The sequence below is a fragment of the Dolichospermum sp. LEGE 00240 genome (genome assembly GCF_015207875.1).
Taxonomy (GTDB): domain Bacteria; phylum Cyanobacteriota; class Cyanobacteriia; order Cyanobacteriales; family Nostocaceae; genus Dolichospermum; species Dolichospermum gracile.
In genome coordinates this window covers 1-14,585 of sequence record NZ_JADEVZ010000037.1, presented here as the reverse complement: position 1 = coordinate 14,585, position 14,585 = coordinate 1, and the positions used below count along the sequence as shown (strand labels likewise).

The 14,585-nt window shown below is 41.0% G+C and carries 13 protein-coding genes; 12 read left to right on the top strand and 1 reads right to left on the bottom strand.

All coding sequences use genetic code 11. The features are described 5' to 3' along the window. Positions 1-26: 26 nt before the first annotated feature. The 11 genes from IQ226_RS13705 (at position 27) to IQ226_RS13655 (ending at position 11,693) form a co-directional block, all read left to right on the top strand. Positions 27-1,202 carry a DUF58 domain-containing protein gene (locus IQ226_RS13705; RefSeq protein WP_193896190.1) on the top strand — a complete coding sequence of 392 codons (1,176 nt, stop codon included), beginning with the start codon at positions 27-29 and terminating at the stop codon, positions 1,200-1,202. 50 nt (positions 1,203-1,252) lie between these two features. Beyond that, on the top strand, positions 1,253-1,618 hold the full coding sequence (locus IQ226_RS13700; protein WP_193896188.1) for a ferredoxin thioredoxin reductase catalytic beta subunit: 366 nt from the start codon (positions 1,253-1,255) through the stop codon (positions 1,616-1,618). Next, on the top strand, positions 1,615-2,007 hold the full coding sequence (locus IQ226_RS13695; RefSeq protein WP_193896186.1) for a DUF309 domain-containing protein: 393 nt from the start codon (positions 1,615-1,617) through the stop codon (positions 2,005-2,007). Before IQ226_RS13700 ends, IQ226_RS13695 begins: the two co-directional genes overlap by 4 nt. Positions 2,008-2,220: 213 nt before the next feature. Continuing rightward, positions 2,221-2,715: an LptA/OstA family protein gene (locus IQ226_RS13690; RefSeq protein ID WP_193896184.1), complete on the top strand. Its 495-nt coding sequence runs from the start codon at positions 2,221-2,223 to the stop codon at positions 2,713-2,715. 10 nt (positions 2,716-2,725) lie between these two features. Further along, a complete protein-coding gene (lptB, locus tag IQ226_RS13685) occupies positions 2,726-3,454 on the top strand; it encodes an LPS export ABC transporter ATP-binding protein (RefSeq protein WP_193896182.1) in 729 nt (242 codons plus the stop codon). A 128-nt stretch (positions 3,455-3,582) separates the two neighbouring features. Continuing rightward, positions 3,583-4,698: an LptF/LptG family permease gene (locus tag IQ226_RS13680; protein ID WP_193896239.1), complete on the top strand. Its 1,116-nt coding sequence runs from the start codon at positions 3,583-3,585 to the stop codon at positions 4,696-4,698. A 99-nt stretch (positions 4,699-4,797) separates the two neighbouring features. Then, positions 4,798-5,487 carry a response regulator transcription factor gene (locus IQ226_RS13675; protein ID WP_193896180.1) on the top strand — a complete coding sequence of 230 codons (690 nt, stop codon included), beginning with the start codon at positions 4,798-4,800 and terminating at the stop codon, positions 5,485-5,487. A 216-nt stretch (positions 5,488-5,703) separates the two neighbouring features. Continuing rightward, the gene (locus tag IQ226_RS13670) at positions 5,704-7,356 is read left to right on the top strand and encodes a SpoIIE family protein phosphatase (RefSeq protein ID WP_193896178.1); all 1,653 of its coding nucleotides are present in this window, start codon (positions 5,704-5,706) and stop codon (positions 7,354-7,356) included. Positions 7,357-7,359: 3 nt separating this feature from the next. Continuing rightward, positions 7,360-7,785 carry an anti-sigma regulatory factor gene (locus tag IQ226_RS13665; RefSeq protein ID WP_193896176.1) on the top strand — a complete coding sequence of 142 codons (426 nt, stop codon included), beginning with the start codon at positions 7,360-7,362 and terminating at the stop codon, positions 7,783-7,785. A gap of 148 nt (positions 7,786-7,933) precedes the next feature. Beyond that, complete coding sequence (locus IQ226_RS13660; protein ID WP_193896174.1) at positions 7,934-10,120, top strand: HAD-IIB family hydrolase; 2,187 nt, start codon at positions 7,934-7,936, stop codon at positions 10,118-10,120. Positions 10,121-10,301: 181 nt separating this feature from the next. Further along, on the top strand, positions 10,302-11,693 hold the full coding sequence (locus tag IQ226_RS13655) for a malic enzyme-like NAD(P)-binding protein (protein WP_193896172.1): 1,392 nt from the start codon (positions 10,302-10,304) through the stop codon (positions 11,691-11,693). A gap of 392 nt (positions 11,694-12,085) precedes the next feature. On the opposite strand, the gene radA is transcribed toward IQ226_RS13655, so the two are convergent. Further along, entirely contained in the window at positions 12,086-13,624 is a 1,539-nt protein-coding gene (gene radA, locus IQ226_RS13650) for a DNA repair protein RadA (protein WP_193896170.1), read from the bottom strand. Between the two features lie 172 nt (positions 13,625-13,796). On the opposite strand from radA, the gene rpaB reads away from it, so the two are divergent. Next, positions 13,797-14,525, top strand: a complete 729-nt coding sequence (gene rpaB / locus IQ226_RS13645) for a response regulator transcription factor RpaB (RefSeq protein WP_015079764.1) — start codon at positions 13,797-13,799, stop codon at positions 14,523-14,525. Positions 14,526-14,585: the final 60 nt, after the last annotated feature.

The window sequence follows — 14,585 nt, the reverse complement described above, 5'->3', positions numbered from 1 at the left end:
GTTCCCCATTAAGTTAAAAAAGAAAGATGAAAATTACCAAAAAAATCAACAATTGGCTGGAAACCCATGCTGCTGCACCTGCTTATGGCGGTTGGGTGTTGGCAGGAATCGCTCTATGTTACTTGGGTGCAGGGATTAATACAATGGCTGGCTGGCTGTATGTGATTAGTGGGGTTAGTTTTGCGCTTTTGGGGGTGTCGGCTTTTGTTGCGCCGCGATCGCTCACAGGTATAATTCTTAAGCGTCATCCTATTGCACCAGTAACCGCCGGTGATGCACTGAAAATTGAAATAGAAATTCAAAATCAGAAAAAACAATCTGGCAGTTTATTACAAATTAGAGACATTCTCCCATTTATTCTTGGTCAATCAGTCCAGCAAAATATTGAAGCTATTCCACCACAAGAGACTTATCACTGGACATATTATCACCCTACCCAACAACGAGGCGTTTACCGCTGGCACACAGTAGAATTAGTCACAGGTGCGCCCTGGGGTTTATTTTCCTGTCGTCGTCCTCGTCAGTGTGAAGCTAGGGCAATTGTTTATCCCACCGTCCTACCCCTGACTACCTGCCCCTTAATTGATGAAATCGGACAAGATGATAGCCAAAGAGGAGATCCCCGTGGTAAACCTTTACAGATGGCAACAACGGGATTAGTGCGATCGCTACGCCCCTATCGCATCGGTGATCCTACCCGGTTGATTCATTGGCGGACAAGCGCTCGCTATGGCGAATTACGAGTCCGAGAATTAGAAGTAATCACCGGCGGACAAGAAATTATTATCGCCATAGATAGTTCCTTTATGTGGCAACAAGAATTATTTGAACAAGCCGTAATTGCCGCCGCCTCCCTGTATTTTTACGCCCACAAACAGAAACTGCAAGTGCAACTATGGACATCAGGCACAGGTTTAACAACAGGCAATATCTCCGTTCTCGAAACCTTAGCAGCCACCAACCCCATTGAAAAAAACAGCTTACCACCAGATCACTGTCCCCTGATTTGGCTAACCCAAAACTCTTACACCACATCTTCCTTACCTGCGGGTAGTCGTTGGCTACTGTGGCAAAATCCAGATTCAGCCACAGAAATCGTCATTAATCGGGAATATCCCGGCATCATCGTCCAAAACGACCAAGAACTCCAACCCCAACTCCAAAAAGCCCTCAGTTTATTTGGAAGCGATTTCTCACACTGAGCCTGATGTACAATGCAAAGAAACATAGAAATTTATAAACAGCACAACCAATGGTTACATCAGAAGTAAATTCAAAATCCAGCGATAAAAGCCTAGAAGCAATGCGGCACTTTTCCGAACAATACGCCAAACGGACGGGAACATTCTTCTGTTCTGAACCTTCCGTTACAGCAGTTGTCATTGAAGGACTAGCCAAGCATAAAGACGAACTTGGTGCGCCCTTATGTCCTTGTCGTCACTACGAAGATAAAGAAGCCGAAGTTAACGCCACTTTTTGGAACTGTCCCTGCGTACCCATGCGCGAACGCAAAGAATGTCACTGTATGCTATTCCTCACACCAGAAAATGAATTTTCTGGGGACAAACAAGAAATTTCTCTTGATGCTATTAAAGAAGTTCGGGATAGTATGGGATGAACGAAATCATGCCGGAAGAGTTTTGGCAAGGTGTAGAACAGTTCAATACTGGACAGTTCTATGCTTGTCATGACGTTCTTGAAGCACTCTGGATCGATAGTATCGAACCAGACAAAACTTTTTATCAAGGTATTCTCCAAATTGCTGTAGGACTATATCATCTGGGTAATCATAACCAACGAGGCGCAATGATTCTTTTAGGCGAAGGTAGTAATCGTCTTCGGCGTTATCTACCTACCTACGGCGGTATTAATGTGGAAGAATTACTCACTCAAAGTGTGAATTTGTTAACAACATTACAACAGGAAAGCCTAGAAAAAATTGCCGATAGCGAATTAGCTCAAAATCAAGTTAGGCTTTTACCGATTATTTCCCTGTCTAAACTATGATTTGTGGGATTTTGATGATTTTTCTGATGGATTTTATGAATCTTTTGTTGGTGTATCAGATTCGGTAACAATTAATAAATTTTTGCCAGTTGTGATCAAAGATTTTCAACGCGAAACTAAAGTTAAAAAAAATCGTCCGTTTTGGCTATAGGACTGATATTTTATTGCCCTATTTTCTCTTCCCTGTTCCCTGTTCCCTATTCCCTAGCTTCTATGATACCTCGTTATCAATTACTAAAATCACGGATACGCCGCTTAGGATTAGCCTTAGCACTGCCAATTTCCCTTGTAGGTGTGGGAGTATTGCCCACCCAATTGCAATCCGCCACAGCCCAATCTGGGGGAAATCGTCCCCTGACTATTCGCTCTGATACCCAAGAATACGACGCGAAAACGCAAGTAATTACTGCTCGTGGTAATGTGCAAATGGTCTACCCGGCTCGGCAAATTCAAGCCACATCTGCTCAAGCTCAATACTTTAGTAAAGAAAAACGGATTGATTTCAGTGGTAATGTTTATATTTTACAACAGGGTAGCAATAGCATTCGTGCCGAAAAAGTCACCTATTTAATTGACGAAGGCAGATTCATCGCCTTACCCCAATCTAACCGTCAGGTAGAATCTATATATATGATAGAAGATTCTAATCCTAGTAGACAAACTACGAAACCAGCCCCAAAAACTCCAGCCTTAAAGCGTTCTAATTAGCAATCCCATAGTGAAAATTGTTTTAGAGAATATTCACAAATCCTACGGTAAACGATTAATTGTGAATCGTGTTAGCCTTTCTGTTGGCCAGGGGGAAGTTGTCGGTTTACTAGGTCCCAATGGTGCGGGGAAAACGACAACATTTTATATTGCCACAGGTTTAGAAAAACCGAATCATGGCAAAGTGTGGTTAGATAATTTAGATATTACTAATTTCCCCATGCACACAAGGGCTAGATTAGGTATTGGCTATTTAGCTCAAGAACCAAGTGTATTTCGGCAGTTGTCAGTGCGAGAAAATATTCTCCTAGTATTTGAACAAACTCAAGTTCCTAGGAGAGAATGGAGACACAGACTACATACCTTATTACAAGAATTTCGCTTAGAAAAGGTAGCTGATAGTCAAGGGATTCAACTTTCTGGTGGTGAACGACGACGCACAGAATTAGCGAGAGCTTTAGCAGCGGGGAAAGAAGGCCCCAAATTCCTGTTTTTAGATGAACCTTTTGCTGGAGTTGATCCCATTGCTGTGGCTGAGATTCAGGAGATTGTCAGTCAATTGCGCGATCGCGGTATGGGAATTTTAATCACAGATCATAATGTCCGCGAAACCCTAGCCATAACAGATCGTGGTTATATCATGCGTGAAGGACAAATTCTGGCTTTTGGCAACTCTGACGAACTGTATAACAACCCCTTGGTGCGACAATATTATTTAGGTGATAATTTCGCAGTTTAAACTTTGCGCCTTTGTTCCTTTGCATCTACCCTGCGGGATCTCTAAGAGAGATTGCACAAAACATAATCATGATATCTAAACAAATTAAACCCTTCTCCAATTTAATTTCCATATTTTCATTTTCTATCATGGATCGCTATTTAGCGATGCAATTAATTTCCCCATTTTTATTTGGTGTTGGTGCATTTACTTCTGTAGTTTTAGCAATTGATAGTTTATTTGAGTTACTGCGAAAGGTTGTAGAATCCGGGCTACCTCTCAATATCGCCCTAGAGATTTTCCTCTTAAAGCTACCTTATGTCATGGTGTACTCTTTCCCCATGTCCACTTTGTTAGCTACTTTAATGACCTATAGTCGCCTTTCTAGTGAAAGTGAATTAATCGCTTTGCGTGGGTGTGGTGTTAGTGTTTATCGCATGGTTTTAACGGCTGTAGTGTTAAGTTTTGCTGTCACGCTCATCACTTATTTATTTAATGAGCAAATTGCCCCCGCCGCCAATTACAAAGCCACTATCACCCTAGCACAAGCTCTCAAATCAGATCAACCTTCCTTTAAACAACAGAATATTTATTATCCTGAATATCGAGAATCCAAAGAAGCAGATGGTACTCAAAAAAAGATCCTCTCTCGATTATTTTATGCCGACCAATTTGACGGTAAGCAAATGAACGGTTTAACAATTATAGATCGTTCCCGAGGCGGAGTTGATCAAATTGTTGTTTCCGAATCAGCTAAATGGAACACCCAAAAACAAGTTTGGGATTTTTACAATGGGACTATCTATTTAGTAGCGACAGATCGCTCATATCGGAATATTTTACGCTTTGAACATCAGCAATTACAACTTCCCCGCACGCCTTTAACCTTAGCCGAAAGTAGTCGAGACTATGGCGAAATGAATATTTCTCAAGCTCTAGAACAACTAGAAATAGAACGTTTAGGTGGGAACGATCAAAAAATTCGCAAACTGCAAGTACGAATCCAACAGAAAATCGCCTTTCCCTTTATTTGCGTTATTTTTGGCTTAGTTGGTTCAGTTATGGGTAGCATCCCTCAACGCACTGGACGTGGCACAAGTTTTGGTATTAGCGTAATTGTAATTTTTAGTTACTATTTGTTATTATCCGTTTCTGGGGCGTTAGCACAAGCCGGTATCCTTTCGCCCTTAATTGGCGCTTGGTTGCCTAATTTATTTGGATTAGTAACGGGTTTATTTTTATTAATACGAGTAGCTCAAAGATAATGTCAATTGATAAGTCGGGTATCTAGGTACTAATTTTTTTTAGTAATAATCTCATCAACAAAAAGCTATATATTATTGAATATCTAGCAAATTTTTGATATGAGTAAAATTCGCACTGTCATTATTGAAGATCATGAACTCACTCGCTTCTATATTTGCAAAGCATTACAACAAAAAGACGAAATTGAAGTAGTTGGAGAAGCTGGTAATGCCCGTCATGGTCTAAGAATGTTAAAGAAGCTACAGCCAGATGTTGCAATTGTGGATATAGGTTTACCAGATCAAAATGGGATTGAACTAACCAAGAGGATTAAAGCGATCGCTAATCATCATCAATTATCAAGGACGAAGGTATTAATCTTAACATCATCTGACAATCAAGAATCTGTACTTGGAGCCTTTAGTGCTGGTGCAGATTCTTACTGCATGAAAGATATCCAGTTTGATAATTTACTCAAAGCTATACGAGTAACTGCTGAGGGAAATCCTTGGATTGATCCGATGATTGCTCGGATTATTTTAGAAAAGACACAGCAGAAACCAGATTCTGTCAAATCCGTCAAATCCTATGATCATCAACAACCTGTTGAAGTCGGTATTCTCTCGGATAGAGAATTAGAAGTGATAGAATTGATTGCTAAAGGTTGTAGTAATGGGGAGATAGCCAAGAAACTTTATATTGCAACTGGAACCGTAAAAACCCACGTTGGCAATATTATGAGAAAACTATCTGCCAATGACCGTACAGAAGTAGCAATAATTGCTCTCCGTTCTGGCTTGGTTACATAAATTGGGTTTAGTCACCGAGTCAGGAGGAAATATCGGACTCCTATTTGATTTTTGATAGCTTGCGTGGCGTAGCCATACAAAACTCGGTACACCTTCATATTCTCAAATCCTCTTGCCTCTTGTATGATTGCCTCTTACCTTCCTACGCAGGAAAATTCACAGAATCAAATCGGAGTCCTATATAGGATTCAAGTATGTGAAAATTTGGGTCGGATTATGACTGAAAAAAAGTTAAACAAGCTCAAGCTCATGGTAGTAGATGACGAGGTAGATAACTTAGATTTACTCTATCGCACATTTTGGAAAGATTTTAAAGTTTATAAAGCTAATAGTGCCACTGAAGCCTTAGCTATCTTAGAAAAAGAAGGTGAAATGGCTGTAATTATCTCCGACCAAAGAATGTCTGAAATGAACGGTAGCGAACTATTAAGTCTGACAGTAGAGCGGTTTCCTGATACAATTCGGATTTTGCTCACAGGTTTTACAGATGTAGAAGATTTAGTAGATGCAATTAACTCAGGTCGAGTATTTAAATACATCACAAAACCTTGGAATCCCAGCCAACTCCAAACATTAGTCAATCAAGCTAGTGATACCTATCGCTTAGTTAAAAGACGAGTAGCAGAATTATCCCGTGCTTTGCGAAGGGAATCTTTATTTAATGCTGTGACAACAGCAATTAGAGAATCTTTAGACTATGATAATATGCTGCGAAAAATTGTTGTCACGATTGGAGAAACATTTGCAGCTCATTATTGTTTACTCAAACCTATCGAAGATGATTTACTAACCAAAAAGCAATTTTCCTATCAAAGTTCTCAATCTGGAATCTGTGATTTACTTCCAGACCTTAGTGATTTAATCAGCGAAGTTTTTCAAAGTCATCATTATCAAATAAAAGACGATATCTATAAAAATATCCCTTGTCAAAATCTAGTTGTTCCCCTTATTTATAAACAACATTTACTAGCTATTATTGCTATTTGTAAATTGGGAAGTGATCACATTTGGCATCAAGAAGATATTCAACTGATTACAGGTGTAGCAGAACAATCATCCTTAGCCATTTCCCAAGCAAAACTCTATCAGAGTTTGCAAGAAAAACAACGACAAATTAACTTAGAGTTGGAAGTAGCCCGCCAAATTCAAAATAACCTGTTGCGGCAAACTTTACCAGAAATGGCCGGCGTAAAAGTCCAAGCTTGTTGCTATCCAGCACGAGAGGTAGGAGGTGATTTTTTTGAAGTGTTTGTTCATCCTAATGGTGATTTGTGGTTAGCCGTTGGTGATGTTTCTGGTAAAGGTGTGCCAGCAGCTTTATTTATGGCTAGTACGATTTCGCTGCTGCGGCGGGAACTCTGTCAAGAAGTTCCAGTAGAGCCAAATGTCATCATGCAGAATCTAAATTCTGCCTTGAGAGACGAATTAATGAGTAGCAATTATTTTATCACAATGGTTTTAGCTCGTTATCACCCAACTACAAAAGAACTAGTCTATGCTAATTCTGGGCATATTTATCCTTTTGTCTGGTCAAAGCCAGCAACTTTGAATGATTCTCCTCATTATCTGAAAGTTCGCAGTATTCCTTTGGGAATACTACCTAAATGGCAGGCTGAATCCGGCCGTTTGATGCTTTCTTCTGGAGACACATTACTCCTGGCTAGTGATGGTATCACAGAAGCAACTGTCTGGGAAACCTTAGATAGTTCAACAACAACTCATCGTTCTATGCTTAACCAAGAAGGTCTATGGCAACTTATAAAAAAACAGTCTCAACCCCTTAATCTTGATAATCTATTAGCCTTTATTCCAACCAATAACGATGTTCAAGAGGATGATCAAACTATACTGTCTTTGGAGATTTTATAGGTTATGAAAAGTGAACTTCATGTTCCCAGTGACCTAAGTTTTATTAATATTGTAGAACAATGGTTATGCGGATGCTTACAATTGCAATTAGGGGAGTCTGTTGATTGGATAAAACAATCAAGTCGCTTACGCTTGGTTTTAGTAGAAGCATATTCTAATGCTGTGCGTCATGCCCATAAAAACAAACCTGGCTTGACAATTTTACTGCGGTTAGAACTGAAAGACCGAGATTTATCTATAGAGATTTGGGATTATGGTGAAGGTTTTGATTTATCTACTTACTTTTCTCCCAACCCCACAGAAAAGCAAGAAGGTGGTTATGGTTGGTTAATTATGAATCGGTTAATGGATAAGGTAGAGTATCAATTACAGGTGAATGGTGCTAATTGTCTGAAACTAGAAACTACTCTCCCCGAACTATTTCTGTAAGTTGTCAGTTGTCAGTTGTCCGTTGTCATTGGGAAAATTCTTTCTCCCCAACTCCCCCAACTCCCCCCTGTTCCCTGTTCCCTGCTATAACTATAAAAAATCACGCAAAAACGTCTGATTTATGGCTAATTATGGAGGAATCAACACTGTGACAAATGACCCAGGGTTGTATATTTTGCTCGTCAGCGTTCATGGTTTAATTCGTGGTAACAATCTAGAGTTAGGGAAAGATGCTGACACTGGTGGACAAACCAAATACGCGGTAGAACTGGCTTGCACATTAGCTAAAAATCCCCAAGTTGCAAGAGTTGATTTAGTAACCCGGTTGGTAAATGATCCTAAAGTTAGCCCTGATTATGCTCAACCAGTGGAAATTCTCGCAGATAAAGCCCAAATTATTCGCATCGCCTGTGGTCCCAAACGCTACCTCCGTAAAGAAGTTCTTTGGCCACATTTAGATACATTTGCAGATGAATTACTCAAGCACATTCGCAAAATCGGCAAAATTCCTCACGTTATTCATACACATTATGCTGATGCTGGATATGTAGGTTCTAGGGTTGCGGGTTGGTTAGGTGTACCTCTGGTTCATACAGGTCACTCTCTGGGACGCATCAAACAACAAAGATTATTAGAGCATGGAACTAAACAGAAAACTATTGAAGAAAACTTTCATATTAGTACAAGAATAGAAGCGGAAGAAATCACTCTGGGAAGTGCAGCTTTAGTTATAGCCAGCACACATCAAGAAGTTGAAGAGCAGTATAGCGTTTACGATCACTATCAACCCGAACGTATGGTAGTCATCCCTCCAGGTGTCACCTTAGAGCGTTTTTATCCAGCCGCAGATAATTGGCAAAATCCACCTATTCAACAGGAATTAGAGAAATTTCTCAAAGACATACAAAAGCCTATGATTATGGCGATTTCTCGCCCAGCTATCCGTAAAAATGTTAGTAGTTTAATTAAAGCTTATGGGGAAGATCCTGAACTGCGCCAATTAGCTAACCTGGTACTAATTTTAGGCAAAAGAGACGATATTTTGGCGATGGAATCGGGTCCGCGTCAAGTATTTTTAGAGATATTGCAATTAATAGACCGCTATGATCTTTATGGTCATGTTGCTTATCCTAAACATCATCATGCAGATGATGTACCAGATTTATATCGGTTAACGGCGAAAACCCAAGGAGTATTTATCAACCCAGCTTTAACAGAGCCATTTGGACTGACATTAATTGAAGCGAGCGCCTGTGGTGTACCGATCATTGCTACTGCTGATGGTGGTCCAAGGGATATTCTGGCTGCTTGTGAAAATGGATTATTAATTGATCCTTTGAATATTCAAGATATCCAAACTGCTTTGCGAACATCGCTCACCAATCCAGAACAATGGCAACAATGGTCAAAAAATGGCATGATGAATGTTGGTCAACATTTTTCTTGGGATAGTCACGTAGAGCATTATCTGGAACAAGTTCACCAATTATTGCCCCAAAAACGCATTCAATCTCTGTTAAGTCCCCTGGTTAAATCCCCCGCAGATGAACATCCCGATTGGAATATATCAGAGACTAATCACTTACCAACGGCTGATCGGTTTTTAGTCTGTGAAATTGATAATACTCTATTAGGTGATGGGGAAGCTTTAGCAAAGTTAATTGAGAGGATTCGTGATCAGGGGAATACAACTGGAGTCGGTATTGCTACAGGTCGCAGTCTGAAAAGTACCTTAAGTATGTTGGAGGAATGGCGTTTTCCCATGCCAGATTTGCTGATTACATCGGCAGGAAGTGAAATTTACTACGGTCCGCAGATAGTCACAGATACAAGTTGGAAAAGACATATTTGTTACCATTGGCAACGGTCAGAAATTCGCAAAGTCATGCAGGATATTCCTGGGGTAGAATTGCAATCTGCCGATGCTCAAGGCAAGTTTAAGGTGAGCTATTTTGTGGATGAGACGAAATCACCAAATGTCCGCGAAATTATCCGTCGTCTGCGTCAAAATCGTCTTCATGTGAAGGGATTTTATAGCCATAATATGTACCTTGATTTATTGCCTATCCGAGCCTCTAAGGGGGATGCTATTCGTTATGTGGCTATAAAATGGGGGTTGCCTGTGCAACGCTTTTTGGTGGCTGGGGCTTCGGGTAATGATGAGTCTATGTTAGCTGGTAATACTTTGGCGGCGGTGGTGGGAAATCACAGTCAGGAATTGGAAAAGCTGCGCGGTTTACCGCAGATTTACTTTGCTGAGGGAAATTACGCTTGGGGAATTTTGGAGGCCTTAGATCATTATGACTTTTTTGGAAACTTATCTCCAACACCATAACTTAGGAGTCAGGAGGAAGAATTAGAAGGAGATAAGAATAGCCCTAATTATCCAAAATTCATCCGCGTTTATCCGCGTTTATCTGTGTTCGGAAATCCTGAAAATCTGTTTTTTTGGGAAAATAAAATTTCCCGTAGCAATTCACTATAAAATCTAAAATTTAAAACAGAGATTAGCTCCCATGGAAAATCTTACTCCTAATTCTAGTTTTAGTGTAACATTGCGCTTACAAATTCCCAATCGGGTGGGGATGTTAGCTTCTGTTACTCAAGCGATCGCTGCCACTGGTGGTAATCTCGGACAAATTGATTTAATTGAACAAAGCCGTCAAGAATCTATCCGTGATCTGACTGTTGATGCGGCGAGTACGGAACACGCGGAAACTATTGTCCAAGCGGTGAAGGGATTAACAGATATTCAGGTAATTGATGTTTATGACCGCACCTTTAATTTGCATCGCGGTGGCAAAATCAGTATTGTGAGTCGGATTCCGCTCAAAAGTGTTTCCGATTTAGCTATGGCTTATACTCCTGGAGTTGGTCGCATTTGTAAGGCGATCGCCCAAAATCCAGAGGAAGTGTATAATCTGACTATCAAACAGAACACGGTGGCCATTGTCACTGATGGTAGTGCTGTCCTTGGTTTGGGCAATTTGGGACCAGCGGCAGCTTTACCCGTGATGGAAGGGAAAGCGATGCTGTTTAAGGAATTTGCGAGACTGGATGCTTTTCCCATCTGTTTAGATACTCAAGATACAGATGAGATTGTCAAAGCTGTGAAAAATATCGCCCCGGTTTTTGGTGGTGTGAATTTGGAAGATATCGCTGCACCCCGCTGTTTTGAAATTGAAAAAAGACTACGGGCGGAATTAAATATCCCGATTTTCCATGATGACCAACATGGTACAGCGATTGTCACCTTAGCGGCTTTGTTTAATGCTCTGAAACTTGTGCAAAAATCCCTTGCAGACATCCGCATTGTGATTAATGGTGCGGGTGCGGCTGGGGTAGCGATCGCTCGGTTACTCCGCAAAGCTGGTGCAGAAACTATTTTGATGTGTGATTCTAAGGGGATTATTTCCACTAATCGCACCGATTTAACGGCTGAAAAACTGGAATTTGCGGTTAAAGCCCAAGGAACTTTAGCGGGTGCTGTTCAAGGTGCAGATGTCTTCATTGGTGTCAGCGCACCAGGAGTTTTGACTCCAGAAATGGTACAGGGAATGACAAAGGATGCAATTGTGTTTGCAATGGCTAATCCTATTCCCGAAATTCAACCCGAATTAGCCCCTAAAAACGTTGCTGTGATGGCTACGGGTCGCAGTGACTACCCCAACCAAATCAATAACGTCCTGGCGTTTCCTGGGGTGTTTCGTGGGGCTTTAGATTGTCGGGCTAGGACGATTACTACTAATATGTGTTTGCAAGCTGCCAGTGCGATCGCATCTTTAGTTAAACCCTCGGATTTGAATCGGGAACATATTATTCCTTCTGTCTTTGATCGGCGTGTTGCTACTGCTGTGGCTGCTGCTGTTCAACAAGCCGCACGGGAAGAAGGTATTGCTCAAAGTTAGTTAATTTGTGGGATAGGCATCTTGTCTGTCCCTGTGGAAAGGCATTGGAATTGAGATGGGGTGGAATTTTGTACCTTGTTTCCGAACTTGATTAACTGCACCCAAGCGATCGCCTCAACTAATTGAGTATTTAGCAAATATTGCCTCCAATCTCAAAAAGTTTTAGTATTTTTACTTTAGAGGATGTTTGAAAAGTTTCCGGCGATTAGAAATCGCTACTACACAAACAAAGTCCACCTGCGTGGACTAACGAAAAATCAAGGCTTTTGAACCCACGTATCCCTTACGGGACCGAAGGAATAGGTGGGTTTCGTCTGTGTAGCTGCGACTTCTAGTCGCCCTTGCAAGTAATAAATTAGACTTTTCAAACACCCTCTAAGAAATAAATTAGACTATTCATCCTCATCAGGTTCTAAATCCTCTTCTGTCAATTCTTGATGAGGTACAGCCGCAATAATTGCATCTATGACTTTACCTACTGGTAATATCTCTATGCCAATTTCAGGAAATTTTGTGCCTTTAGGAACGATCGCTCTTTTAAATCCCAGTTTTGCTGCTTCCTTTAATCGTAGTTCCATTTGGGAAACCGATCGCACCTGTCCCCCTAATCCTACTTCTCCAATTAAGACTGTACCAGGATCAACGATGCGATCGCGGAAACTGGCAACTATGGCAACGGCAATTCCTAAATCTACTGCTGGTTCTTCTACATTTAATCCCCCCGCAGAAGCAACATAGGAATCTAATTTGGACATGGGGACACCTACACGCTTTTCTAATACGGCGAGAATTTGCACTAAGCGATTATAATCTATACCTGTACCTGCTCGGCGAGGAGAGGGATAACTGGTAGGGCTAACTAAAGCTTGTAATTCCACTACTATGGGTCTTGTTCCTTCACAAGCTACTACAATGGCTGTACCGGGAGCCGGATCATCACGATTGCCTAAAAATAATTCGGAAGGATTATCAACTTCCCTTAATCCTTGCGATACCATTTCAAATATACCAATTTCGTGTGTTGCTCCGAAACGGTTTTTTACAGTTCTTAATAATCTGTGGGAGGCAAAGCGATCGCCTTCAAAATACAATACAGTATCAACTAAGTGTTCTAATACTCGCGGTCCGGCAATCGTGCCTTCTTTGGTAACATGACCAACAATTAACATCGTAATATCTTCATGTTTTGCCACCTTCATCAAGGCTGCGGTACATTCCCTGACTTGTGCCACTGAACCCGGCGCTGATGTCAAAGCTGGTAAAAATACTGTTTGAATACTATCTATTACTGCCACATTGGGCTTTAAAGAATCTATTTCTCGCAAAATTTCTTCTAAATCCGTTTCTGGCAACACATATAAATCCGCGCCTATACTGTCAGGATCTATGGGTTGTTCAGGATTTGTCACTGGTGCTTCCGGATCTTTGTTTTGATGATCTTCTGTGACGACAAGAGGAGATTTGGACATTCCCAAGCGAGAAGCCCGCAATTTTACTTGTTGTCCAGACTCTTCTCCAGTAATATAGAGAATCCGATATTTTTGTGCTAATTGGTTAGATACTTGTAGCAGTAAAGTAGATTTACCGATACCAGGATCACCACCAATTAATACCATTGAACCGGGAACAACCCCCCCGCCTAAAACTCGATCTAATTCGCCATAACCGGACTCCCAACGAGCAATTTGGCGATCGCTAATTTGGTCAAAAGTCAGAGATGATCTAGCTTTAGCTGGTTTACCATGAGATTTACTATGACCTCCAGCTTGCCAATTTCCCACCCCACCCCGGCTAGGTATATCCCCCAGAAAAGAGCTAATATTCTGCTCAACTAAAGAGTCGTAAGTGTCACAATTTGAACATTTTCCGAACCACTGGGAGAATTCCGCCGCACAATTACTACAGATATAAATGGTTTTTGGCTTTGCCATACTGAAATTTTATTTAATAATCTTAATTTTTCATTAATTCTTGGAAAAAACGGAAATTTACTAATAGTAATAGTTAGAAGCTCTTTCCAAATCAATTGAGAGCAATGATATCCTAATATTATGATATTAAAAATTAATCATGAAAAATTTTAGTTAAGGAGCATGACAAAACTTGGAAAGTCATAAAGAAAAAATCCTAGTAGTAGACGACGAAGCCAGCATTCGTCGGATTTTGGAAACACGCCTTTCCATGATTGGCTACGATGTGGTGACAGCAGGAGACGGAGAGGAAGCTTTAGAGATATTTCGCAAAGCTGAACCAGACCTGGTAGTTTTAGATGTCATGATGCCAAAACTCGATGGTTATGGTGTTTGTCAGGAATTACGCAAAGAATCGGATGTTCCCATTATTATGCTCACCGCCTTGGGAGATGTGGCCGATCGCATCACCGGGTTAGAATTAGGTGCTGATGATTATGTCGTTAAACCATTCTCCCCCAAAGAACTAGAAGCGCGGATTCGTTCAGTATTGCGACGGGTGGACAAAACTGGTGCAAATGGTATTCCTAGTTCCGGGGTAATTCATGTCAGCACCATCAAAATTGATACAAATAAGCGCCAGGTTTATAAAGGTGATGAGCGGATTCGCTTAACCGGGATGGAATTTAGCTTATTAGAATTGTTAGTCAGTCGTTCTGGTGAAGCTTTTTCCCGTTCAGAAATTCTGCAAGAAGTGTGGGGATATACTCCTGAACGCCATGTAGATACTCGCGTTGTGGATGTACATATTTCCCGATTACGGGCAAAATTAGAAGATGATCCTAGCAACCCTGAACTAATTCTCACCGCTAGAGGTACTGGTTATCTTTTCCAACGTATATTAGAACCGGGGGAAGAGTAGGAAGTTAGGTGACAGATGACAGGTGACAGGTGACAGAGGGGGCAGGGGAAGTGGGGGAAG